The sequence below is a fragment of the Exiguobacterium sp. ZOR0005 genome, assembly GCF_000798975.1.
GTDB lineage: Bacteria > Bacillota > Bacilli > Exiguobacteriales > Exiguobacteriaceae > Exiguobacterium > Exiguobacterium aurantiacum.
Map to the genome: position 1 here is coordinate 84,336 of NZ_JTLB01000019.1, position 25,607 is coordinate 109,942.

At 52.9% G+C, this 25,607-nt stretch carries 19 protein-coding genes; all 19 read left to right on the forward strand.

Annotated features, from left to right (window positions below; all coding sequences use genetic code 11):
• Positions 1-13 precede the first annotated feature (13 nt).
• Entirely contained in the window at positions 14-1,714 is a 1,701-nt protein-coding gene (locus L971_RS08400) for a proline--tRNA ligase (protein WP_047375371.1), read from the forward strand.
• Positions 1,715-1,790: 76 nt separating this feature from the next.
• Complete coding sequence (locus L971_RS08405; RefSeq protein WP_047375373.1) at positions 1,791-6,083, forward strand: PolC-type DNA polymerase III; 4,293 nt, start codon at positions 1,791-1,793, stop codon at positions 6,081-6,083.
• A 119-nt stretch (positions 6,084-6,202) separates the two neighbouring features.
• Complete coding sequence (rimP, locus tag L971_RS08410; RefSeq protein ID WP_024370138.1) at positions 6,203-6,673, forward strand: ribosome maturation factor RimP; 471 nt, start codon at positions 6,203-6,205, stop codon at positions 6,671-6,673.
• 12 nt (positions 6,674-6,685) lie between these two features.
• A complete protein-coding gene (gene nusA, locus L971_RS08415) occupies positions 6,686-7,852 on the forward strand; it encodes a transcription termination factor NusA (RefSeq protein WP_024370139.1) in 1,167 nt (388 codons plus the stop codon).
• Complete coding sequence (rnpM, locus tag L971_RS08420) at positions 7,849-8,127, forward strand: RNase P modulator RnpM (protein WP_167601153.1); 279 nt, start codon at positions 7,849-7,851, stop codon at positions 8,125-8,127. Before nusA ends, rnpM begins: the two co-directional genes overlap by 4 nt.
• The gene (locus tag L971_RS08425; RefSeq protein WP_024370141.1) at positions 8,124-8,420 is read left to right on the forward strand and encodes a YlxQ family RNA-binding protein; all 297 of its coding nucleotides are present in this window, start codon (positions 8,124-8,126) and stop codon (positions 8,418-8,420) included. The genes rnpM and L971_RS08425 overlap by 4 nt, the downstream gene beginning before the upstream one ends.
• A gap of 21 nt (positions 8,421-8,441) precedes the next feature.
• A complete protein-coding gene (gene infB / locus L971_RS08430) occupies positions 8,442-10,628 on the forward strand; it encodes a translation initiation factor IF-2 (protein WP_024370142.1) in 2,187 nt (728 codons plus the stop codon).
• An 18-nt stretch (positions 10,629-10,646) separates the two neighbouring features.
• On the forward strand, positions 10,647-10,994 hold the full coding sequence (rbfA, locus tag L971_RS08435; protein WP_024370143.1) for a 30S ribosome-binding factor RbfA: 348 nt from the start codon (positions 10,647-10,649) through the stop codon (positions 10,992-10,994).
• A gap of 48 nt (positions 10,995-11,042) precedes the next feature.
• The gene (gene truB / locus L971_RS08440; RefSeq protein ID WP_024370144.1) at positions 11,043-11,951 is read left to right on the forward strand and encodes a tRNA pseudouridine(55) synthase TruB; all 909 of its coding nucleotides are present in this window, start codon (positions 11,043-11,045) and stop codon (positions 11,949-11,951) included.
• Between the two features lie 15 nt (positions 11,952-11,966).
• Positions 11,967-12,893: a bifunctional riboflavin kinase/FAD synthetase gene (locus L971_RS08445; protein WP_024370145.1), complete on the forward strand. Its 927-nt coding sequence runs from the start codon at positions 11,967-11,969 to the stop codon at positions 12,891-12,893.
• Between the two features lie 124 nt (positions 12,894-13,017).
• Positions 13,018-13,287: a 30S ribosomal protein S15 gene (gene rpsO, locus L971_RS08450; protein WP_016508254.1), complete on the forward strand. Its 270-nt coding sequence runs from the start codon at positions 13,018-13,020 to the stop codon at positions 13,285-13,287.
• Between the two features lie 132 nt (positions 13,288-13,419).
• A complete protein-coding gene (gene pnp / locus L971_RS08455; RefSeq protein ID WP_047375376.1) occupies positions 13,420-15,636 on the forward strand; it encodes a polyribonucleotide nucleotidyltransferase in 2,217 nt (738 codons plus the stop codon).
• Positions 15,637-15,687: 51 nt separating this feature from the next.
• Positions 15,688-16,923 (forward strand): pitrilysin family protein, encoded by a 1,236-nt coding sequence (locus L971_RS08460; RefSeq protein ID WP_047375378.1) that lies wholly within the window; start codon positions 15,688-15,690, stop codon positions 16,921-16,923.
• Between the two features lie 66 nt (positions 16,924-16,989).
• Complete coding sequence (locus L971_RS08465) at positions 16,990-18,447, forward strand: UDP-N-acetylmuramoyl-L-alanyl-D-glutamate--2,6-diaminopimelate ligase (protein WP_047375398.1); 1,458 nt, start codon at positions 16,990-16,992, stop codon at positions 18,445-18,447.
• A 6-nt stretch (positions 18,448-18,453) separates the two neighbouring features.
• The gene (locus L971_RS08470) at positions 18,454-19,707 is read left to right on the forward strand and encodes a lipid II:glycine glycyltransferase FemX (protein WP_024370149.1); all 1,254 of its coding nucleotides are present in this window, start codon (positions 18,454-18,456) and stop codon (positions 19,705-19,707) included.
• Positions 19,704-20,357: a M15 family metallopeptidase gene (locus L971_RS08475; RefSeq protein ID WP_024370150.1), complete on the forward strand. Its 654-nt coding sequence runs from the start codon at positions 19,704-19,706 to the stop codon at positions 20,355-20,357. The genes L971_RS08470 and L971_RS08475 overlap by 4 nt, the downstream gene beginning before the upstream one ends.
• A gap of 95 nt (positions 20,358-20,452) precedes the next feature.
• The gene (locus L971_RS08480) at positions 20,453-22,120 is read left to right on the forward strand and encodes a ribonuclease J (RefSeq protein ID WP_024370151.1); all 1,668 of its coding nucleotides are present in this window, start codon (positions 20,453-20,455) and stop codon (positions 22,118-22,120) included.
• A gap of 56 nt (positions 22,121-22,176) precedes the next feature.
• Positions 22,177-24,387: a DNA translocase FtsK gene (locus tag L971_RS08485; RefSeq protein ID WP_231557580.1), complete on the forward strand. Its 2,211-nt coding sequence runs from the start codon at positions 22,177-22,179 to the stop codon at positions 24,385-24,387.
• Positions 24,388-24,789: 402 nt separating this feature from the next.
• The gene (locus tag L971_RS08490; protein WP_024370153.1) at positions 24,790-25,509 is read left to right on the forward strand and encodes a GntR family transcriptional regulator; all 720 of its coding nucleotides are present in this window, start codon (positions 24,790-24,792) and stop codon (positions 25,507-25,509) included.
• Positions 25,510-25,607 lie beyond the last annotated feature (98 nt).

Here is a 25,607-nt window from a genome sequence, read left to right on the forward strand (position 1 = left end):
AACGTTGATACCTATGAAACAATCGAGATTGCTTATGCCAACACTTCGAGAAGTTCCTGCTGATGCTGAGGCAATCAGCCACCAGCTTCTCGTCCGTGGAGGATTTATTCGTCAAAACGCGGCCGGCATCTATTCGTATTTGCCGCTCGGTCACAAAGTATTACAAAATATCCAAACCGTCATCCGTGAAGAGATGAACCGTGCCGGAGCACAAGAATTGCTCATGCCGGCGATCCAACCGGCCGAGCTGTGGGAAGAGACGGGACGCTGGGGAATTTACGGTCCTGAACTCATGCGCTTGACGGACCGCCACGACCGTCGCTTCGCCCTCGGTGCGACACATGAAGAGTTGATCACTTCGATCGTACGTGACGAGTTGAACTCATATAAGAAATTGCCGGTCAACTTGTATCAAATTCAAGCGAAATATCGCGACGAGCGCCGTCCGCGTTTCGGGCTGCTCCGCGGTCGTGAGTTTTTGATGAAAGACGCGTACTCATTCCATGCCGACCAAGCCGGTTTGGATGAAGAGTATGACAACATGTATAACGCCTACTCACGCATCTTCGACCGGGTCGGATTAAAGTATCGTCCGGTCGTGGCGGATTCAGGCGCAATCGGCGGAAAAGATACGCATGAGTTCCAAGCGCTCGCCGCTATCGGCGAAGATACGATCGTCTATACAGACTCGTCTTCGTACGCAGCAAACATCGAGATGGCCGAGACGTTAGACCGTTATGAGATGCAAACAGGAGACGTGTCATCGCTTGAGAAAGTCGACACAGAAGACAACAAGACGATCGAAGACGTCGCCCGTTTCCTCGATGTCGATGTGAAGACGACGATCAAGTCGGTCCTCTTCAACGTCGATGGTGAGACGGTCATGGCGATCGTCCGCGGTGATCACGAAGCAAACGACGTCAAAGTGAAGAACGCGCTCGGCGGACTCGACATCCAAATGGAGGACGAGGCGAAAATCATCGAGCTGTTCGGATGTGAGCCAGGGACGCTCGGACCGATCAACGCCCCGGTGAAAGTCGTTGCTGACTATGCCGTCAAGTATTTGCTTGACGCGGTGTGCGGCGCGAATGAGGCGAACACGCACTTCTTGCACGTCAACGCCGAGCGTGACCTCGCCCATTTGACGTACCATGATCTTCGGTTCGTCGTCGAAGGCGATATGGCGCCAGACGAGTCAGGCCCTGTTCGCTTCGCGCGAGGCATCGAGGTCGGACAAGTGTTCAAGCTCGGGACGCGTTATTCAGAAGCAATGGGGGCGACGTTCTTGAACGAGGAAGGACGGGCCGAACCATTGATCATGGGTTGTTACGGCATCGGGGTCTCACGTACGCTTTCGGCAATCGTCGAACAGCATCATGACGACCGCGGTATCGTGTGGCCAAAGAGTGTCGCACCGTTTGATTTGCATTTGATTGCGATCAACGCGAAAGATGAGACGCAACTCGAACTTTCGAACCGTCTTTACGAACAGCTGTCGTCGAAGTACGATGTGTTGTATGATGACCGTAAAGAACGGGCCGGCGTCAAGTTCGCCGATGCCGATTTGATCGGTTTGCCGATTCGAATCAACGTCGGGAAAAAAGCCGGTGAAGGCATCGTCGAAGTAAAAGTCCGTGCTACGGGCGACGTGATTGAAACAACGGTAGATGAGTTGCCGAAAGTGATTGTCGCGCAACTTAACGAGACGCATTGATCGATGAAGGTGACGGTTTCTTGCCGTCACCTTCATTTTTCGACACCGTATGATTAAAGGGGGGGACTACTTACCCGTGGAAGCAAATCAGAAGATGTTATTGTTACTGAACGACCTCGGCATCACGACCGAGACGGACCAATTTGATGGTGCCGAACTGACACGACTCGTCGTCAATAAACAGCGGCGCACGTGGACGTTCCATTTTCGCGTCCATCATGTGCTCCCGTATGACGTCCATCAGTTATTCATGAGCCGTCTCGAAAACCGTTACGCGACGTTCGCGGACGAAGTGTATGCGCGTTTCACGACCGAGGTGGGTGGCACGGAGGCGGATTATATCGATTATTGGCCACGCATCGTCAGCGAACTGAGCCAAGTGTCAGGTGCGATGCGCAGTTACTTCGCTTCGGTCAGACCGCGTTTCGAACAGAATAAACTGCTCATCCCGGTCCGTTCGGCTCCCGAGGCGAGTTATGTCGACAAAGAGCTGTGCCAAGAAGTGCAGGCGCTCTATAGCGCGTATGGTTTCACGAAAAAACCGTGCCAGGCACACTTCTCTGAAGATGCGGAGGCGAATCAAGCGCTGCGTGAACAAGTCGTTCAAGAAGATATCGAGCAGGCAAAACTCGCCTTGGCCGCCCAGTTCGCGAAGACGACCGAATCGAATGAGGAACCCGTCACCGAAGTGCGTATGGGCGCCTTGATCAAAGATGAGATCGTCCAAATCAAGACGATCATCGAAGAAGAGCGCCGCGTCGCGATTCGCGGGCTCGTCTTCTCCGCAGAACGAAAAGAGTTGAAAAGCGGGAAGAAACTGTTCACGTTCAAACTGACCGACTACACGGATTCGCTCATCGTCAAAGTGTTCGCACGAGACGACGATGACGACCGGATGCTGAGCGCCGTCAAAAAAGGCATGTGGATTCAAGCGGCCGGGCGCGTCGAAGATGACAGCTTCATGCGCGAACTGTGCATGATGGCATCGCAACTTCAAGAAGTGAAAGTCGAGCCTGCCCGTGATGAATGGGAAGGAGAGAAGCGTGTCGAGCTTCATGCACACACACAGATGAGCCAGATGGATGCGGTCACAAACGTGTCGGCAGTCGTCGCTCGGGCAGCCAAATGGGGGCACCGCGCCATCGCCATCACCGACCACGCGGGCGTGCAGTCGTTCCCTGAGGCGTATTACGCCGGTAAGAAGAACGATATCAAGATTTTGTACGGTGTCGAGGCAAACGTCGTCAACGACGGTGTCCCGGTCGCTTACCACCCGACCGATGTACCGCTCGACGAGGCGACATACGTCGTCTTTGACGTCGAGACGACCGGGCTTTCAGCCGTCTACAACAAGATTATCGAACTGGCCGGCGTCAAAATCAAAGACGGGGAAATCATCGACCGGTTCGAGGCGTTCGCCGATCCGAAACATCCACTCTCGGCGACGACGATTGAATTGACCGGGATCACGGACGACATGGTTCACGGTCAACCGGACCCGGAAGTGATCACGAAGCAGTTCGTCGACTGGTGCGGTGACGGGATTCTCGTCGCCCATAACGCATCGTTTGACATGGGCTTTCTGGAAGCTACACTTCGGAGCGGTGGACATGAACCGGACAATTATCCGGTCATCGACACGCTTGAACTCGCCCGGACGATCTTACCGACGCTCAAGAACCACCGGCTCAATACGCTCGCTAAACGGTTCGATATCGAACTGACCCAGCATCACCGGGCGATTTACGATGCCGAGGCCACGGCGTATTTGCTGATGAAGCTACTCGACCTCGCCAAGCAGATGTTCGAGATGCAAACGCACCGCTCGCTCAACGCGAAAGTAGGGAGTGACGTCTCGAAGATTCGTCCGTTCCACGCGACGATTTACGCGAAAAACAAGAAGCCGGGCCTACGCCACTTGTACGAGTTGATCACATTGTCACATATCGACTTCTTGTATCGACAGGCAAGGATGCCGCGATCGGAAATTGTGAAGCGACGAGAAGGGCTTCTCATCGGCTCCGCCTGCGACAATGGCGAGATCTTTGATGCCGCGCTCAACAAGTCAGACGAGGAACTCGAGAAGATGATGTCGTTCTATGACTTCATCGAGATCCATCCGCCCGCGCTGTATCTTCATTTAATTGATAAAGAGATCGTCGCGAACGAACTTGAACTGCGTGACATCATCAAACGGATCATCCGTGTCGCGAAGCAAGCAGATCTCCCTGTTTGTGCGACCGGGAACGTTCACTATCTCGACCGGACGGATCGCTCGTACCGGGAGATTTTAATCCGTACGCAAGGCGGGGCGAATTTCATCAACACGCGTAAAGAACTCCCGCACGCGCATTTCCGGACGACGAAAGAAATGATGGAAGAGTTCAAGTTCCTCGGCGACGAGCTCGCCCGTGAGATCGTCATCACGAACCCGAACGCGATCGCCGATCAAATCGAGTCGATTCAAATCATCCCGGATGAACTGTTCACGCCGAAGATTGAAGGGGCGGATGATGAAGTCCGCAACATGAGCTATGACATGGCCCGTTCGATTTATGGCGATGAACTTCCAGAAATCGTCGAGGCCCGGCTCGAGAAAGAACTGAAATCGATCATCGGTCACGGATTTGCCGTCATTTACTTGATCTCGCACAAACTCGTGAAGAAATCGCTCGACGACGGATACCTCGTCGGGTCGCGGGGATCGGTCGGTTCGAGTCTCGTCGCGACGATGACGGAAATCACTGAGGTCAACCCGCTCCCACCGCACTACGTCTGTCCGAAGTGTAAGCATTCCTACTTCTTCAATGATGGGTCGGTCGGTTCAGGGTACGATTTGCCGGACAAGGAGTGTCCGGAATGCGGCACATGGTATAAAAAAGACGGTCACGACATCCCGTTCGAGACGTTCCTCGGTTTCAAAGGGGATAAAGTCCCGGATATCGATTTGAACTTTTCGGGCGAATATCAGCCGCACGCCCACGCCTACACGAAAGTGTTGTTCGGCGAAGAGTACGTCTATCGTGCCGGGACGATTGGTACGATCGCCGACAAGACGGCGTACGGGTACGTGAAAGGCTATGCGACCGAGAACGATAAGATTTACCGTAACGCCGAGGTCGATCGGCTCGTGTCCGGTGTGACCGGCGTCAAACGGACGACCGGGCAGCACCCGGGTGGAATCATCGTCGTCCCGGACTATATGGATATCGCTGAGATCTCTCCGATTCAATATCCGGCTGACGATAAGACGTCTGAATGGAAGACGACCCACTTCGACTTTCATTCGATTCATGACAACTTGCTCAAGCTCGACATTCTCGGTCACGATGACCCGACCGCGATTCGGATGCTCCAAGATTTGTCGGGCATCGACCCGCTGACGATTCCGACCGATGATCCGACCGTCATGAAAATCTTCTCGTCTCCGGAAGTGCTCGGCGTCACCCCGGAACAGATCGAGTCGAAGACGGGGACGCTTGGCATCCCTGAGTTCGGTACGAAGTTCGTGCGGCAGATGCTCGAAGAGACGAAACCGTCCACGTTCTCGGAGCTCGTCCAAATTTCTGGACTGTCACACGGGACGGACGTTTGGATCGGCAACGCGAACGAATTGATTTACAACGGCACGTGTGAACTGAAAGACGTCATCGGCTGTCGAGACGACATCATGGTCTATCTCATATACGCTGGTCTTGAGCCGTCATTCGCCTTCAAAATCATGGAGTCGGTACGGAAAGGGAAAGGATTGAGCGAAGAGATGGAGTCCGAGATGCGAGCGAACGGCGTTCCGGAATGGTATATCTCATCTTGTAAGAAAATCAAGTACATGTTCCCGAAAGCGCACGCGACCGCTTACGTCTTAATGGCCGTCCGCATCGCTTACTTCAAAGTCCATCATCCGATTCTGTACTATGCGACGTACTTCACGGTCCGCGCCGGCGATTTCGACTTGTCGGCGATGATCAAAGGATCACAAGCGGTACGAAAAGCGATGTCTGACATTCGTGAAAAAGGGTTTGAAGCGACGGCGAAAGACAAAGGCCTCCATACCGTGCTCGAACTCGCCCTCGAGATGCTCGAGCGCGGAATGAAGTTCCAAAACATCGACTTGTACCGGTCGAGCGCGACCGAATTTTTGATCGAAGGCAACACGCTCATTCCACCGTTCAATGCGGTCGACGGACTCGGCACGAACGCGGCGAAAGCGATCGTCGATGCGCGTGCCGAAGGGCAGTTCTTATCGAAAGAAGATTTGCGGAAGCGAGCTAAACTATCGAAGACGATCATCGAGACGCTTGATACGATGAAATGTCTCGAAGGTCTCCCGGACGAGAACCAACTGTCATTCTTTGATTTTGGGGTGTAAGTTGCAGAAAAACGGGAAAATATGATATATTAGTATCGAACAAAGTTGGATACTACGACGGAAAGGAGTAGGGAACCCTACTCCTTTCTTGTATGTAAAAGCCAGAAGGAGGGATGAGAGTGTCCAAAATAACAGAGGTCGTCGAAGTCATCGCTTTGCCGATCGTCGAGCAAGCGAACATGGAATTAGTCGACGTTGAATTCGTGAAAGAAGGTCCAGACTGGTTCTTGCGTGTCTACATCGACAAGCCGGGGGGCGTCGATTTAGATGATTGCGTCAACATCAACGAACAGCTCTCGGAAAAACTAAACGAAACCGACCCGATCGAACAAGCCTATTATCTTGACGTCTCGAGTCCCGGTGCGGAGCGCCCGCTCAAGAAACCGGTCGACTTTGAACGGGCGATCGGAAAGAACGTCTACATTAAGACGTTCGCTCCGATTGAAGGTGCCAAAGAGTTCGAAGGCGTTTTGACAGCGTATGACGGTGAGACAGCCGTCGTCGAGACACGGATTAAGACACGTAAAAAAGCGATCACGCTACCAGTAGACAAAATTGCACAAGCCCGCCTAGCGGTCACGTTTAGTTAAGGAGAGGTAAAGATGGGGCCACAATTACTCACAACAATCGAACAGATTGCAAATGAAAAGGGAATCGAGAAAGACATCATCATCGATGCGCTCGAGCAAGCGCTCATCTCGGCTTATCGCCGAAATGTCGCGAACCCGAACGAACACGTAAAAGTCGAGTTCGACCAAGTGACAGGTGACATTCGCGTGTTTGCATTAATCGAGGTCGTCGAGCGTCTCACGCAACCCGACCAGCAACTCTCACTCGAAGAAGCGCATGAAATCGACCCGAACTATGAACTAGGCGACTTCCATAAAGAAGAAGTGACTCCGAGCGACTTCGGTCGCGTCGCTGCGATGACGGCGAAACAAGTCGTCACGCAAAAGATGCGTGAAGCTGAGCGCGAGCGGATTTATAACCACTTCGCCGACAAGGAAGACGAGATCATGACGGGAATCGTCGAGCGGTTCGACCCGCGCAACTTGTATATCGGTCTCGAGAACAACATCGAGGCGGTGCTCACACCGAACGAACAGATGCCGAACGAGTCATATCAGATTCACGACCGCATCAAAGTGTACGTGACGAAAGTCGATTCAACGACAAAAGGATCAGGTGCGGCGATTCAAGTATCACGGACGCACCCGGGACTGCTTCGTCGTTTGTTCGAGCTTGAAGTTCCGGAAATCGCGAGCGGGACGGTCGATGTCATGTCAGTGTCACGTGAAGCGGGAGATCGTTCAAAAATCGCCGTCCATTCGGATATCGTTGACCCGGTCGGTGCTTGCGTCGGTCCAAAAGGACAACGTGTTCAAACGATTGTCGATGAGTTGAACGGTGAGAAGATCGACATCGTCCGTTGGTCGGAGGATCCGAAAGAGTTCGTGAAAAACGCACTCAGCCCGGCACAAGTTGTCGCGGTTTATGTGAACGAACCGGCTAAATCGACGACGGTCGTCGTACCGGATTACCAGTTGTCACTCGCCATCGGAAAGCGTGGACAAAACGCGCGTCTCGCGGCTAAGTTGACAGGTTGGAAAATCGACATCAAGAGCGAGACGGACGCGGAAGCGCTCGACTTGTTCGATACGTACGCTGAAAAAGTTGAATCGGAGCCAGAAATTGTTCACAATGAAATGGAACAGGCTGACTCAGTTGACGTAGCAGTTGAACCAACCGCGGTAAAAGAAGAGGAATGACCATGAAGCAAAAGAAACTTCCTTTGCGCAAATGCGTGGTCACGCAAGAAATGTTGCCGAAGAAAGACTTGATTCGTGTCGTACGGACGCCAGAAGGCGACGTCGTCATCGACGTGTCAGGAAAACTGAACGGTCGAGGCGCTTACTTGTCTAAAGATATCGATGTGATTCGTCTAGCAGAAAAAAAACGGACGCTTGATCATCATTTGAAAGTGAAAACGAGTGAGACGCTCTATGAACAGCTCAGACAGTCTGTTGAAGGTGACGTTTCATGAGTCAGTGGGAATCATTGTTAGGCCTCGCCGCACGGGCGAGGAAAGTAACGATGGGAGAAGAGTTTGTGTTGAAGGATATACGGGCTGGCCGCGCCAAGCTCGTCATTCTTGCCGGAGACGCGGGAGCGTCGACGAGAAAACGGGTTACCGACAAATGTACATCGTATGGTGTTCCTTTCGTTGAAGTGAGCGACCGATATACGATCGGTGCCGCGATAGGGAAAGATATGCGTGTCGTCGTGTCAGTGACAGAATCCGGATTTGCGAACAAGCTTAAGCAACTTCTCTCGTAACTATTAACGGAGGTGGATGCTTTGGGAAAACGCGTCTATGAATTTGCAAAAGAACAGAACGTAACAAGTAAACAAGTCATTACCCAGCTCGAAAAATTGAACAAACCTGTGAAAAACCACATGGCTGTTCTCGATGAGGAGTCGGTCAAACAATTGGATCGTATATTTAACCCTGAGAAATACCGGGCAGAAGAGAAGAAAGCCGAAGTGAAACCGGCGGCTGAACAACCGAAGCAAGAGAAAAAAGAAGCGCCGCAAGCTCGCCCGCAGGCGTCGAGCACGCCGCAAGGCAACCGTGGCGGCAACCGCTTCAGCAACAACCGCAACGACAACCGCAACAAGAAGCGCGGTAAAGGCAAAGGCAAGCCGGCGAAAGCGGCCATCCCGCAAGAAGCGGATCCGAATTCGAAGACGAGCCAACGTAAAGCTGCTCGTCTAGCGCAAGAGTCTGAAATGGGTAACATCATCAAATATGACGATGTCCTCAGCGTATCGGACCTCGCTGCGAAGATGGATAAAAAGCCAAACGAGATCATCATGAAATTGATGGGTCTCGGTGTCATGGCGACAATCAACCAAACGCTCGACGACGAGACGATTGAATTGCTCGCTACAGAATTCGGCTACGAAGTCGAAAAAGAAGTCATCGTCGATGAGACGGACTTCGAAGAAGTGGAAATCGACTTCTCGGCTTACGACCTTGTAGAACGTCCTGCTGTCGTCACAATCATGGGTCACGTCGACCACGGTAAGACGACGCTTCTCGACTCGATTCGTAACACGAAAGTCGTCGCTGGCGAAGCCGGTGGAATCACGCAGCATATCGGTGCGTATCAAGTTCAAGTCAACGACAAGAAAATTACATTCCTCGATACACCTGGTCACGCCGCCTTTACGACGATGCGTGCCCGTGGAGCGGAAGTGACGGATATCGCCATCATCGTCGTCGCAGCCGATGACGGTGTCATGCCGCAAACGGAAGAAGCGATTTCGCACGCGAAAGCAGCGAACGTCCCGATTATCGTTGCCGTCAACAAGATGGACAAAGAAGGGGCGAACCCGGACCGTGTCAAACAAGAGTTGACTGAATTCGGACTCGTACCGGAAGAGTGGGGCGGCGAAACGATTTTCGTTCCGATCTCAGCTTTGAAAGATGAAGGAATCGACGAGTTGCTCGAAATGATTCTTCTCGTGTCAGAAGTCGAAGAGTACAAGTCAACGCCTGACATGCCGGCACGTGGTTCTGTCATCGAAGCGAAGCTCGACAAAGGTCGCGGTCCTGTCGCGACACTTCTCGTACAACACGGGACACTCCGCATCGGAGACTCGATTGTCGTCGGAAGCACGTTCGGACGTGTCCGGGCGATGGTGAACGATATCGGTCGCCGTGTGAAAGAAGTCGGTCCATCGACTCCAATCGAAATCACAGGCTTGAACGACGTCCCGCAAGCAGGCGATCAGTTCATCGTCTTCGAAGACGAGAAAAAAGCACGTGCCATCGGTGAGAAACGTTACCAACGTTACCTCGAGTCGCAACGTCGTGAATCGGCGAAAGTCAGTCTTGACGACTTGTTCAGCCGGATTCAAGAAGGCGAAGTGAAAGACTTGAACGTCATCATTAAAGCAGACGTACAAGGTTCGGCGGAAGCACTCGCTGGATCACTCCGTAAAATCGACGTCGCAGGCGTCAAAATCAACATCGTCCACCAAGGTGTCGGCGCGATCACAGAAGGTGACGTCATCCTCGCTTCAGCGGCGAACGCGATCATCATCGGATTCAACGTCCGCCCAGATGGTAACGCCCGTTCGATGGCTGAGCAAGAACATGTTGAAATGCGTCTGCACCGCATCATCTACAACGCCATCGATGAAATCGAGAGCGCGATGAAAGGGATGCTCGACCCTGAGTTCGTTGAAGAAATCACAGGTCAAGTCGAAGTCCGTGACGTCTTCAAAGTCTCGAAAGTCGGAACGATCGCTGGTTGCTACGTCACAGAAGGTAAAATCTCACGTGACGCCGGCGTCCGCATCATCCGTAACGGCATCGTCGTATACGAAGGTAAGCTTGATACACTCCGTCGCTTCAAAGACGACGTCAAAGAAGTCGCGACAGGCTATGAGTGTGGGATTAAAGTAGAGAAATTTGATGACATTAAAGTCGATGATGTCATCGAAGCGTTCATCATGAAAGAAGTCGAACGCAAATAAAGCGAGGAGGGAACACGTATGAACATTCGTGCCCAACGCGTCGCAGAACAGATGCGTAAAGAAATCACTGACATTCTGTTGCGTGAAGTGAGCGATCCGCGTACGAAAAACGCCACGATCACGAGCGTGGACGTGACAGGAGACTTGCAGCAAGCGACTGCCTATTACACGGTGCTCGGAGACGACGCTGAAGTGAAGGCTGAGACGCAGGCTGGTCTCGATAAAGCGAGCGGATTCATCCGCCGTGAAATCGGAAGCCGAATCCGTCTTCGCAAGACACCAGAATTGTCGTTCGAATATGATTCATCGGTCGCATATGGTAGCCATATCGACTCGTTGATTCGTGACTTGAACAAAGACGAATAAACTGAAGGGGGACTCGCGTCCCCCTTTTTTCATGTGGAGGGAACAGAGATGGAACCGACAGGAGTATTGATCCTCGATAAAGACAGCGGCATGACGAGCCACGATTGTGTCTTTAAATTACGTAAGTTGTTTCAGACGAAAAAAGTCGGACACACCGGTACACTCGACCCGGAAGTGACCGGCGTCTTACCGATCTGTCTCGGACGGGCGACGAAACTTTCTCGCTTTTTAACAGATGAAGGAAAGCGTTATGAGGCCGAAGTGACGATTGGCACGGCGACGATGACAGAAGACGCCCATAGTGAGGTCGTCGACAGCCGTTTGGTCGACATCGAGGCATTCACGAGTGATGAGATCGATCAGGTGTTACAGGCTTTGACAGGGCGAATCGAGCAAATTCCGCCTTACTACTCTGCCGTCAAAGTGAACGGGAAGAAATTATATGAATACGCCCGAAAAGGTCAAACGGTCGAACGGCCCCGGCGCATGGTTGAAATCCATCGTTTGACGCGGACGAGTGAGCCGGTATTTGCCGATGGCGTATGCCGTTTCCAGATTGACGTCGAGTGCGGCAAAGGAACGTTCATCCGAACACTCGCCGTGCAAATCGGGGAAGCGCTCGGCTACCCGGCGCATATGAGCGATCTTCGTCGGACGCGGTCAGGCTCGTTCGACGCGACTGACGCGGTCAATCTCGAGACGCTACAAGCACTCGAGACGGTCGAGGAACGGATGCAATACCTGATCCCGCTCGAAGAGGTCATCAAACGTTGGCCGGCGATGACAATCCCGGGCAACCGAGAACGTTATATTCGCAACGGCGGCAAGCTAAACGACGTCTCGCTCGAATTTGAACTGTTTACTGTCTATAATGAAGAAGGAATTCCGCTCGCCCTTTACCGACGGCTTGACGGAACGACAGACGCTACAGTCGAGGTCATGTTGACAATCGACTAAGGGGGAAATGGAAGTATGGAAACGATTCATCTCACACATCCCGAGACGCCGGACTTTGTCCCGTCGGTCATGGTGCTCGGCTTCTTCGACGGTGTGCACAACGGACACCAGGCTGTGATTCGTCATGCACAAGAGCAGGCGGAACGGCTGAACGTGCCGGTCACCGTCGTCACGTTCGACCCGCATCCGAAACAAGTGCTGTCGAATCAGCCGGACGCGGTACGCTACATCACGCCACTCGCTCGTAAACTGAATCGAATTGCCGCGCTTGGCGTCGAACGTTGCCTCGTCCTCACGTTCACGAAAGAACTTGCCGGCCTGTCACCGCAACAGTTTGTCGATGATTATTTGATCGGTGCCGGTGCGATGCACGTGACGGCCGGGTTTGATTACTCCTATGGCAAGTTCGGAGAAGGGACGATGGAGACGATGCCGTACCATGCCCGGGGACGATTTACGACATCGGTCGTCACTGAACAGACAGACGATGGTGAAAAAGTGTCCTCGACCCGCATCCGCAAGCTGCTCGGTGCGGGGGACGTCGATAAGGCGGCGGCGCTCCTTGGGACACCTTATGTCATTTGCGGGGAAGTCATCCACGGAGATGCCCGCGGACGCACGATCGGGTACCCGACGGCGAACGTCGTCATGGACGCGTCTTACGTCATGCCGCGGCTCGGCGTCTATGCGACGCGCGTCCGGTTGCGTGACGGTCGGACGTTTGATGCGATGACGAACGTCGGGCGGCGCCCGACGTTTTACGACACGGGTGACGTCTCGATCGAGAGCCACTTGTTCGACTTCTCAGAGGACTTGTACGGTCAATTGATTGAGATTGAGTGGGTCCGATTCATCCGGAACGAGCGGGCGTTCGATGGTCTCGATTCGCTCATCGCCCAGTTGAAGCAAGATGAGACGACGGCCCGATCAATCCTATCTTGACTTTGGACACGGACTCCTGTATTCTATTTTGGTACGCAAAGTACACCGTTTCGCTTGGCTGGTCGATTCACCAACGCTGGCTCGGCAACGCGGCAATTTTATTTAATTGGAGGTGGAGAGGCAAATGGCACTCTCAAAAGAACGTAAGAACGAAATCATCGCGGAATACGCGACAAAACAAGGTGACACTGGGTCACCGGAAGTTCAAGTTGCAGTTTTGACTGAACAAATCAACACTTTAAACGAACATCTTCGTACACACAAGAAAGACCACCACTCACGTCGCGGTCTTTTGAAAATGGTTGGACGTCGTCGTAACTTGCTTACGTACCTTCGTAACAAGGACGTTACACGTTACCGTGAATTGATTCAACGCCTTGGTCTCCGTCGTTAATCCGACCGGACCATGTGACGGGCTGGGACACTTGTTCCTAGTCCGTTTCTTCTTTTTTTAAAGGAAAATCATTAGACATTCCTAGGAATGAGTTACATAATAAACTAGATAAGGTTTGAGAGGAGAATGTTCATGTTAGGTACGAAACAAGTATTTTCTACAGAATGGGGCGGACGTCCGCTATCTGTGGAAGTGGGTCAACTCGCGAAACAAGCGAACGGCTCGGCGCTCGTCCGTTACGGCGACACGGTCGTGCTCGCAACGGTGACGGCATCGAAAGCACCAAAAGATTTAGATTTCTTCCCACTTACGGTCAACTACGAAGAAAAACTATACTCGGTCGGTAAAATTCCAGGAGGTTTCCTTCGTCGGGAAGGGCGTCCTGGCGAGAACGCGATTTTGACGTCACGTCTCATCGACCGTCCGATCCGTCCACTTTTCCCTGACGGCTTCCGTCATGATATTCAAGTCATGATTTACGTCATGTCAAACGACCCGGACTGCTCGGCTGAGATGGCCGGTATGCTCGGAACGTCGATCGCCTTGTCGATCTCGGACATCCCGTTTGACGGACCGATCGCCGGTGCGACGGTCGGTCGCATCGACGGCGAATTCGTTGTCAACCCGACGACGGAGCAACTCGAGAAGACAGAGCTCGAACTTCAAGTCGCCGGTACGGCAGACGCCATCAACATGGTGGAAGCAGGCGCGAACGAAGTGTCTGAAGAAATCATGCTCGAATCGATCTTGTTCGGTCACGAAGAGATCAAAAAGCTCGTCGCTTTCCAAAGCGAAATCGTCGCAACAGTCGGGAAACCGAAATTCGAATACACTGTCTCAAAATTCGATGAGACGTTGTCACAAGAGCTCGAAGCGGCTCGCCCTGAAATCGTCGAAGCGGTTCAAGTCGAAGAGAAACACGCACGTGACGAGGCGATCAACGAAGTCATCGCCAAGTACGTCGCCTCTTACGAAGAGCGCCTCGCGGACGAGCCTGCCAAGTTGAAAGAAGTGTCGGGCATCTTGAACAAGTTCGTCAAAGACGAAGTCCGCCGTTTGATCACGGTTGAAAAAGTTCGTCCTGACGGTCGCCGCCCGGACGTCATCCGTCCACTCGCTTCTGAAGTCGGCCTGTTGCCACGTGCGCACGGCGTCGGCTTGTTCACGCGTGGACAAACGCAAGTCATGTCGGTCGCGACGCTCGGCGTCATCGGTGACGCTCAAATCATCGACGGCATCGGCTTAGAAGAGAACAAGCGTTTCATGCACCATTATAACTTCCCGCCGTTCTCGGTCGGTGAAGCGCGTCCGGTGCGTGCGCCAGGTCGCCGGGAAATCGGACACGGAGCACTCGGAGAACGTGCGATGTTGCCGGTCATCCCGAATGAGGCAGACTTCCCGTATACGATTCGTCTCGTATCGGAAGTACTCGAATCGAACGGATCAAGTTCACAGGCATCAATCTGTGGCTCGACGCTCGCGCTCATGGATGCCGGTGTGCCGATCAAGGCACCGGTCGCTGGAATCGCGATGGGTCTGATCATGGAAGGTGAGCACTACACGGTACTCACGGACATTCAAGGACTTGAAGATCACCTCGGGGACATGGACTTCAAAGTCGCCGGAACGAAAGACGGGATCACTGCCTTGCAAATGGACATCAAGATCGCGGGTATCACGCGTGACATCTTGGAAGAAGCGCTCGAACAAGCGCGTTCAGGACGTCTCCACATCTTGAACCACATGCTCGAGACACTCGACGCACCACGTCCACAGTTGTCGAAATACGCTCCGAAGATCATCACGATGACGATCAATCCGGACAAGATTCGCGACGTGATCGGGCCGGGTGGTAAGATGATCAACAGCATCATCGACCAGACAGGTGTCAAAATCGACATCGAACAAGATGGTACGGTGTTCATCGCCTCGACCGATCAAGAAGGTATCGATATGGCGATGGCGCTCATCGGCGATATCGTCCGCGAAGTCGTCGTCGGGGAAGTGTTCGACGCGACCGTGCGCCGGATCGAGAAGTTTGGCGCGTTCGTCGAGTTGTTCAAAGGCAAGGACGCTCTCGTCCACGTCTCAGAGTTCAGCTTAGAGCGTGTCGCGAACGTCGAAGACGTCGTCAAGCTCGGTGACACGATCAAAGTCAAAGTCACAGAGATCGATGACAAAGGGCGTGTCAACGCCTCGCATAAAACGCTCATCCTCGAAGGGTTGTCCCCGGAAGAGCGAGAAGCGTACGAAGCGAAACGGAAAGCGGCGCGCGAAAGCCGTCCGCCACGTGACAGTCGTCCGCCGCGTCGCGACGGCGACCGTCGCCCGCCAAGAACGACAAACTAATCAATGATGGCCATCGTCTGTTGCGATGGCCTTTTTCATAGGAGTGAGGACATGGAAATTATCACGTTACAAAACGGCGTCCGCATCGTGGTCGAACCGATGGCCGACGTCCGCAGCACGTCTACCGGTGTGTTCATCAAAGCCGGGACACGAACCGAATCGACAACCGAGATTGGTATTAGCCACTTGATTGAGCATATGCTGTTCAAAGGGACAAAGACGAAGACGGCCAAAGAGATCGCTTCGTTCTTCGACGAGCTCGGCGGTAGCGTCAACGCGTTCACTTCGAAAGATCACACGTGCTATTACGTGAAGACGCTCGATGAACATGCGGTCGTCGCTTTCGACGCCCTCGCCGACATGTTGTTTCAGTCGCTCTTCGATGAGACGGAACTCGAGAAAGAAAAGCGGGTCGTGTTAGAAGAGATTAAAATGTATGAAGACACGCCGGAAGATCTCGTGCATGAATTGCTCGCGAAGGCCGTCTATCAAGACGACGTGCTCGCCGAACCGATTCTCGGGACGGAAGCGAGTGTGCTCGGGCTGTCACGCGAACAGTTGCTCCGTTACGTCGCGACGATGTACACGGGCAACCGGGTCGTCGTCTCGATTGCCGGTCATGTACCGGACGCCCTCGTCGACGCCGTCAAGGCAAGGTTTGCCGAGCTTCCATCAGGGGAATCATCGAAAGAATCAACCGTTCCGACGCTCCATGCCGAGGTCGTTAAAAAACAGAAAGAGACCGAGCAAGCTCACCTCTGTTGGAACTTCGAGGCGATTGCTGCGACCGATGACCGGTTGCCGCATCTTGCACTCATGAACAATGCGATCGGAGCGACGATGTCCTCCCGCTTGTTCCAGTCGATTCGGGAAGAAGAAGGGTTGGCGTATTCCATCTATTCGTATTACACGACGTTCGATGACCATGGGACGTTCACGATTTACATCGGCACGTCTCCAGACACACTCGAACAAGTCGAAGCAATCATGGTGCGTGAACTGACAGAGCTGAAACAGTCTGGACTTACCGACGAAGAAGTCGAGAAAGGCAAACGACAGTTAAAAGGTTCACTCGTTCTCGGCAACGAAAGTACGAGTGCGCGGATGAATCGGAACGGGCGAAACCTCGTCTTATTGGATGAGGTGGAGCCGATTGACGTCGTCCTCGACAAGGTTGACCGGATCGAGACAGGCGAAGTCAACGCCTTGATCCGGGAAGTGCTTAACCACGCCCCTGCCAAATCATACGTCCTTCCGTCCGAAGACCGACTTGAAACCGAATTGTAAGTTCTCTACACTGATTAAGAGGTATTCTTTACTTTGGACAGGATATAGGTGAAAGAAGGGAAAGACTTGAACTTAACGGATTTAATTAAAAAGATACAAGTGATCAACAAACTGCAGACAACTGACATTGAAGTGACCCACGTGACGACCGATTCGCGAGAAGTCGTGCCAGGGACGCTGTTTGTCGCCATTAAAGGCTATACGGTCGACGGACACGATTATGCGGCTACCGCGGTCGAACGAGGCGCCGTGGCGATCGTAAGCGAGCGGACACTCGACGTGGCCGTGCCGAACATTCTCGTACGTGACAGCTCGCGAGCGGTCGGTTTATTAGCGTCGGCTTTTTACGGCTATCCGTCTGAACAGATGCGTATGTTCGGCATTACAGGAACGAACGGCAAGACGACGACGACGACAATTTTACGCGACGTCCTCACCGAGCTCGGTCATAGCACCGGGCTCATCGGGACGGTCGAAGTTCGCATTAACGATACGGTCGTACCGAGTAAAAATACGACGCCGCAAAGTTCAGAACTGCAACAATTGCTCACCCAAATGAGAGATGAAGGGGTGACCGACGTGATGATGGAAGTGTCATCACACGGGCTCGAGCTCGGCCGCGTCATCGGGACCGACTTTGACATCGTCGGGTTCACGAACTTGACGCACGATCACCTCGATTTCCACGGGACGTTCGAAAATTATGCCCGGGCCAAAGGACTTCTTTTTGCCCAACTCGGACAGACGGCATCGCGCGACAAAGTGGCCGTCTTGAACGCAGACGACCCGTACAGCAAGCTCTATGAGACGATGACGGGGGCGCGTGTGCTTACATACGCCATCGACACACCGGCTGACGTGACGGCGACAGACATTGTTCAGACGCTGTCAGATACGAGCTTCCATCTCCACTATCAAGGAGAAAGTCTACCTGTGACGGTGCAGTTCATCGGGCGTTTTAACGTCTATAATATTTTGCTCGCGACGGGCTGCCTCCTCGCCGCCGGCTATTCGCTCGGTGTCATCATTGAGGCGCTCGAGGCGATCCATCCGGCTAAAGGACGGATGCAACGTCTCGACGTCCCTGGGTATAACGTGTATGCCGATTATGCGCACACGCCAGACGGCATCGAACAATGCTTGAAATCGCTCGTCGGCGTCCCGAAAGAAGACATCATCTTCTTGATCGGGACGGGCGGGAACCGAGATGTGACGAAACGCCCGACGATGGGCGAGATGGCATCGACGTATGCCGGCACCGTCGTCATCACGACGGATGACCCTCGTTTTGAGTCGTATGACTCGATCACGAACGGAATCGCTTCTGGCATGACGCATGACAATTACGTCGAAATCGGGGACCGAGAAGAAGCGGTCCGCTACGCGGCACGTCTCGCAAAACCGGATAATATCGTCGTCTTGGCTGGAAAAGGACACGAGAAATATCAAATCATCGGCAATGAGAAAGTACCGCTTGATGAAGAATTGATCGTCCGAACGACAATTTTGAATATGGAGGAATAAGGATTTATGGCAGTACAACCAATCAGCTTGACAGAGAAAGAGCATGATGATTTTGTCAAAACACATGACCGAGGAGATTTGTTGCAACTCTCGAGTTGGGCCAACGTGAAACGTCAAAACGGTTGGTCTGGCGAGCGCATCGCCGTCGCCACGGACGGGAAAGTGACAGGCGTCGCCTTGTTGCTGTTCAAACAAGTACCGAAATTGCCGTTCACACTGTGCTACGCGCCGCGCGGATTCGTCGTCGATTACGATGATGTGGACTCGCTGCGGGCACTCACGGACGAAGCGAAGCGGGTCGCAAAGACAAGACGGGCGATCACGATTAAAATCGACCCGAATGTCGATCGAGACGAAGTGCCTGGGTTGTTGACGGAGATGGCCGACCTCGGATTCACGCATAAAGGGTACGGGGGCGGGTTCGATTACGCCCAGCCCCGCTTCACGATGGAAACGGATTTACGGCCGAGTGAGAAAGACATTTTCGCGAAGTTTCATCATAAGTTCCGCTATAATGTCCGCCTGGCCGAAAAGAAAGGGATCGTCTGCACGGAAGTCGGACGGGACGGCTTAAAAACGTTCGCCGACTTGATGAAAGTGACGGGTGAGCGGGACGGTTTTGCCATCCGCGGCCTCGATTATTTCGAGAACTTATACGATTGTCTCCAACCGGGGGACGCCAGATTGTTCTTGACGAAGCTCGAACCGAGTATCGCGCTCGACCAACAACAGGCGACACTCGACAAAGCGAAGCGCGAACTCGAGAAGATCGAACGAGCGCTCGAAAAAGAGACGGCTGAGAAGAAACGGACGAGCCTGTCGAATCGTCAGAAGCAGACGAGCGAACAGATTGCAAAAATCGAGACGGCGTTACCTGAACTCGTACAACTGCACGAAAAATATCCGAACGGTCTCGTCTTGTCGGGCGGCCTATTGACGCTCGCTGGACGCCGCTCCTACTATCTATACGGCGCGTCTTCCAACGAATTCCGTGAATTCATGCCGAACCACCTCATGCAATGGACGATGATGCAAGCTGCCAAGGCGAGCGGGGCCGAACGCTATGACTTCGGAGGCGTTTCCGGCAGTACTGCGCCGGACGACGAATACGCGGGACTTTATGCGTTCAAATCCGGATGGGGGAGCGACCAGATTGAAAAGGTGGGCGAGTTTGACCTCGTCATGAACCGACCACTCTATTTCGCCCTCGAAACGGGACTTCCGCTCGTCAAAGGACTCCGTAAACGGCTGAGACGATGAAGTGGACCGGTATTTTGACGTTAGCGATGGTCGCATTTTTAGTCGGGATTTTTTTGGCATATTCATACTCGCAGCCGGGGCCGATGCCGTGGATCGATGAGCCGTCGTTTGAGGCGGGGATGTGTGAGCGATCACCCCGTTCGGAGCAGACGATCGTCGACCGGAGCGACAAGGCGTTCGTCAACTTGCATCCGCACGTACGGGAACGGAGCGAATTGTTCGTCCGTCTCGCTCATTCATGTCTCGGGCTCGAAGTGCGCTTGACGTCCGGGTATCGATCGGCCGAAGAGCAAACCGCTTTATACGCCCAAGGGCGTTCTAAGCCGGGCCAAGTCGTCACGAACGCCAAGGCCGGTCAAAGTTATCACAACTACGGGCTTGCCGTCGATTTTGTCATCATCCATGACAACCGGGCTGATTATGATTTGTCTTCAGATCATAACCGGTCTGGGGTGCCGGATTGGCAAGAACTCGGGGAACTCGGCAAGGCACTCGGGTTCGAATGGGGCGGGGACTGGCGAAACTTCCCAGACTACCCTCATCTGCAGATGGACTTCGGTTTGTCGATTCGACAGCTTGCGGCCGGCAAGCGCCCGGCGGAACAAGCGACCGTTCCGCTCGCCGATGTTTTACAACCTCTAGTCGATTGAACGGAAATGTTGGCAATGAAGCCGTTTTCCGATACAATATTCAGTAGCGATAAGTGGACGAACCAGAATATGAATCATCTAGGAGGTTTTTGTTAGTGTCAAAGAAAAAGACAGAGAATATTAGCGTCTTTGCGCTTGGTGGCGTAGGCGAAATCGGGAAGAACATGTACGTCGTGGAACTAGACGACGACATCTTCGTCATCGATGCCGGCCTCATGTTCCCAGGCGATGAGATGCTCGGGATTGATATCGTGATCCCAGATATTACGTATTTGAAAGAAAATAAGGACCGTGTCCGGGCGATCTTCATCACCCACGGGCACGAAGATCATATCGGCGGACTAAGTTATGTGCTCCGTGATTTGAAACACGTTCCCGTCTACGGGACGAAATTGACACTCGGTTTGATTGAAATCAAGCTGAAAGAAGCAGGATTACTGAAAGAAGTCGACCTTCGGTTGATTGACGCCAAAACGAAATTGACTATCGCTGATCATTTCATCACGTTCTTCCGCGTCAACCACTCGATTCCAGACTGTGTCGGTGTCTGCATTCAAACGTCCCAAGGGGCGATCGTCCATACGGGCGACTTCAAGTTCGACTACACACCGGTCGACGGGAAGCAGTCGGACTTCAATAAACTGGCTGCAATCGGTCAGCGTGGCGTCCTTTGCCTGCTGTCGGATTCGACGAACGCGGAACGACCTGGTCAAACCGGTTCGGAGTCGCTCGTAGGCGCCGAATTGAACGATGTCATTTATCAAGCAGAAGGCCGCGTCATCGTCGCCTCGTTCGCCTCGAACGTGCATCGCTTGCAACAAGTGTTCGCGGCTGCGGAAGCGAACGACCGTAAAGTCGCCGTCGTCGGACGCAGCATGGTGAACATCGTCGAAGTGGCGCAAAAGCTGAACTATTTGCGCTTCAAGCCAAAGACGCTCGTCGAACTGTCACAAGTGAACCGTCTCCCAGACAACAAAGTCGTCATCTTGACGACCGGGTCTCAAGGCGAGCCGATGGCAGCGTTGACTCGGATGGCCCGGAACGCCCACAAACAAGTGAACATTCGCTTGAGCGATACGGTCGTCATCGCGGCGACTCCGATCCCTGGAAATGAGAAGTCAGTATCGAAAACGATCGACTTGTTGTTCCGTTCAGGGGCGAACGTCATTTATAACCAACGTAAAGTCCACGTCTCAGGACACGCTTCGGCGGAAGAGTTGAAGCTCATGCTCAACCTCGTCAAGCCGAAATACTTCCTTCCAATCCACGGGGAGTACCGGATGCAGATGGCCCACTCGAAGCTTGCTGAACAAGTCGGTGTGAAATCGAACAACATCTTTATCGTTGAAAAAGGAGATGTCGTCGAGTTCACAGGCAGAAAAGCGCGGATGAGCCGGAAAGTGCCGGCCGGGAACGTCTTGATTGACGGGATCGGTGTCGGTGACGTCGGTAACATCGTGCTTCGCGACCGTCGCCTCTTGTCACAAGATGGTGTCGTCCTCTGCGTCGTCACGTTGAACCGTAAACAAAAGAAATTGATTTCAGGACCTGAACTCATCTCACGTGGATTCGTCTATATGCGTGAATCGGAAGAGATGATCTCAGAGGCGAACCGTATCGTCACGAAACAGATCGAGAAGAGTCTTCAAGCTGGGAGTGACTGGACCGAATTGAAATCAAATATTCGTGAGCGGCTCAGCGTCTTCTTGTTCGAGCAGACGAAGCGTCGTCCGATGATCTTGCCGATCATCATGGAGATATAATGAATTGAGGCAAAAGTCATCTGACTTTTGCCTTCTTTTTTTAGGAGGAATGGAAAGTGGCACAAAAAAAGGTGGCTCAAAAAACGAGAAAGACCACGACGACGAAGCGGAAGCGACCGGCGACAAGGACGCGAAAGCAACCGGTCCCTTGGCGTACATATGGCTGGGTCGCCTTCGTTCTGGCGATGACGGCGTTCATCTTTTCATTGTTCGAGTTCGGATTGGTCGGTGCACGGACGTCGTCGCTCGCAGTAACGTTGTTCGGCGGCTGGGGCGCATTGACGTATTTGGCGATCGCGTTCACGTTGCTCATCTTCTTGAACGATTGGCGTCCCGGACAGCGGGCCGGGATTATGCTTCTTTTTATTGCCTTTTTGTTGTTTGGTGACCTCGTCTGGGGAGCCGAGCGCGGCGCCATCAACGGCTCGCTCTATGAGTTAAACCATTACTTACTGTCCGACTTCGGAATCGTCTTCCTCGGAATCATCTGTCTCGTCGTCGGTATCTCTTTACTATCACCAACAGTTTGGCGCAGTGTCGGTCGGAGACTGCTCGAATCCGGTCAAGCGATCAAACAAGAGTGGCAGGAACGGGAGCGGCCTGAGCGGAAGGTGAGCCCGGCCCGGAAGAAAGCGACGCCTGCCGTCCCACGTGAAGCAGAGGCGTCACGTAACGCGCCGTATGCTGAACCGGAAACGGATGCGGTGACGATGCACGATATCCCGATCGTTGGATTCAGTGAACGAGTCGTTGCCGAGAAGCAGGAACAAAAACAAGACACGAACACGACGGAGCGCGCAGACGACGTAACGGACATGCCGACCGAGGACATGATGATGACGGCCGCCCAAGATGTATCTGCCACGTACGAGCTTCCAACGTTCGCAATCTTGTCTGAGCCGGTCGTCACCGACTTGTCCGGCGAGAACGCCCGCTTGAAAGCGAATGCGACGAAACTCGTCCAGACGCTGAAATCTTTCGGGGTCGGAGTCAAAGTGTTGAAGATTCATCTCGGTCCGACCGTGACGAAATACGAGCTTCAACCTGATATCGGTGTGAAAGTGAGCCGGATCACATCACTGAGCGATGACTTGGCGTTAGCACTCGCCGCGAAAGATATCCGAATCGAGGCGCCGATCCCAGGGAAGGCGGCTATCGGCATCGAGGTCCCGAACCAAGAAGTCGCACCGGTCTGTCTTCGTGAGGTACTCGAAGCCGAACCGGTCAAACGGGAAGTGTCACCGCTTCTCGTCGCCCTCGGAAGAAGTATTAGCGGGGAGACGGTGACGGTCGCCTTGAACAAAATGCCGCACTTGCTCGTGGCGGGGTCGACCGGGTCAGGAAAATCAGTCTGCATTAACGGTATGATCGTATCAATCTTGATGCGGACGCGTCCGGACGAGGTTCGTCTCATGATGATCGACCCGAAAATGGTCGAGCTGAACGTTTATAACGGCGTCCCGCACTTATTGACCCCGGTCGTCACAGACCCGAAGAAAGCAGCGCAGGCACTCAAACAAGTCGTCGCCGAAATGGAGCGACGGTACGAGCTGTTCAGCCGCTATGGCGTCCGTAACATCGAAGGTTACAACGAACTCGTCGACAAGTCTGAGGATGAGGACGCGAAACGGCTTCCGTTCATCGTCGTTATCGTCGATGAACTTGCCGATCTCATGATGGTCGCCTCGAACGATGTCGAGGACGCGATCATGCGTCTCGCCCAGATGGCACGGGCGGCGGGCATCCATATGGTGCTCGCCACGCAACGGCCGTCGGTCGACGTCATCACCGGCGTCATTAAAGCGAACATCCCATCCCGTATCGCCTTCGCCGTCTCTTCGCAGACGGATTCACGGACGATCCTCGACGGGGGTGGTGCCGAGAAATTACTAGGACGTGGCGATATGCTCATGCTCGCCAACGGCATGAACAAGCCTGTCCGTGTCCAAGGGGCGTTCGTCTCTGATCAAGAAGTCGAGACGGTCGTCAATCACGTCATCGCGCAACAACGGGCGCAATATGTCGAAGCGATGATGCCGAAAGAAGAAGAAGTGACGACGATTGATTCCGATGACTCGTTGTTCGGGGAAGTCGTCCAATTCATCTTGACGCAAGAGACAGCGTCGACATCGATGATTCAACGAAGATTCCGGATCGGCTACAATCGGGCGGCCCGTTTAATCGATTCGCTTGAACAAGCTGGATACGTCGGTCCGTCTGAAGGTTCGAAGCCTCGGAAAGTACTTGTCAACGAACAAGATGTATGAAACATAAAAACGAACGTTATGATTTTTATATATCATAACGTTCGTTTTTTATTGTTTTTTCAGTGAAAAGGCAATAGGTGGTCAATTCTGAAAACAAGCCCGTTGACGCCGACTAATATAGCACATCGTACCTATATGAGTAAATGAGCCATACTACTGAAAAACGTGAAACGCTTTCATATTTTAATACCGTTTACATTTTACAGATTCTTTTCAAACCGACAGTGAACAGGTAATATAGACTAAGAGGTGAACGGAATCCCTTCATGTTAAAATATTTCCTTGATTCCGAACAAAAACTATTGCGTTCTAATTCTGGAATCCCTATACTTAATATTGGCAAGGGCATTCATACGTCAGATGTCTGAGCACTGGTAAGAATAGGTAAAGGTGGTGAGGCCCATGTCGATCAAGCTCGATCATCGCTTGCTCTATCTCCGGGTGATTGAGAAAATCAAGCAGGATATCGATGAGGGTGTCTATCGTGAAGGAGAAAAGCTTCCTTCAGAATTCGAGTTGTCGAAGCAACTAGGAGTCAGTCGTGCGACGCTCCGAGAAGCGCTCCGTATCCTCGAAGACGAGAAATTTGTCGTGCGAAAACATGGCGTCGGAACGTTCATCAGTTCAAAACCTCCCTTCACGTCGGGGATTGAAGAACTGTTCAGCGTGACGGACATGATCATGCGCGCCAAAATGACACCGGGAACAAAAGTATTGGTGGCCGAAAAGGTGTTAGCGACAGAGAGAGAAGCCGACCGTCTAAAGATCGAACCGAACTCACCGATTTATCGGATTGTACGGATTCGTTATGCGGACGAAACACCGGTCGTATACTGTGTGGACAAGATTCCCGCACATCTCGTTTCTAATCCTGAAGCCTTGACAGAAGGGAAGTCGTTGTTCGACGCACTCGAAAAAGAGGTAGGACGTCGGGTCGCATATGCGATCACGCACATCGAACCGAGTGTGAGCACCGAAATCTCGACTCAACTTCAGACGGACCAACCGTTACTCGCATTAAAGCAACTGCACTACGATGAGAGCGACTTACCGTTGCTTGATTCAGCAAACTTTTTCCGAGCGGACCGCTTCGACTTTCACGTCGTACGCAAACGCGTCTAAGTAAGTTCGTTTTATCCGGAAACGGTTATTTTTGGGGAACAGCGTGAAAGCGCTTTCTTATACCGGTGTAAAGACTACTGATAACATGACAACCTAAA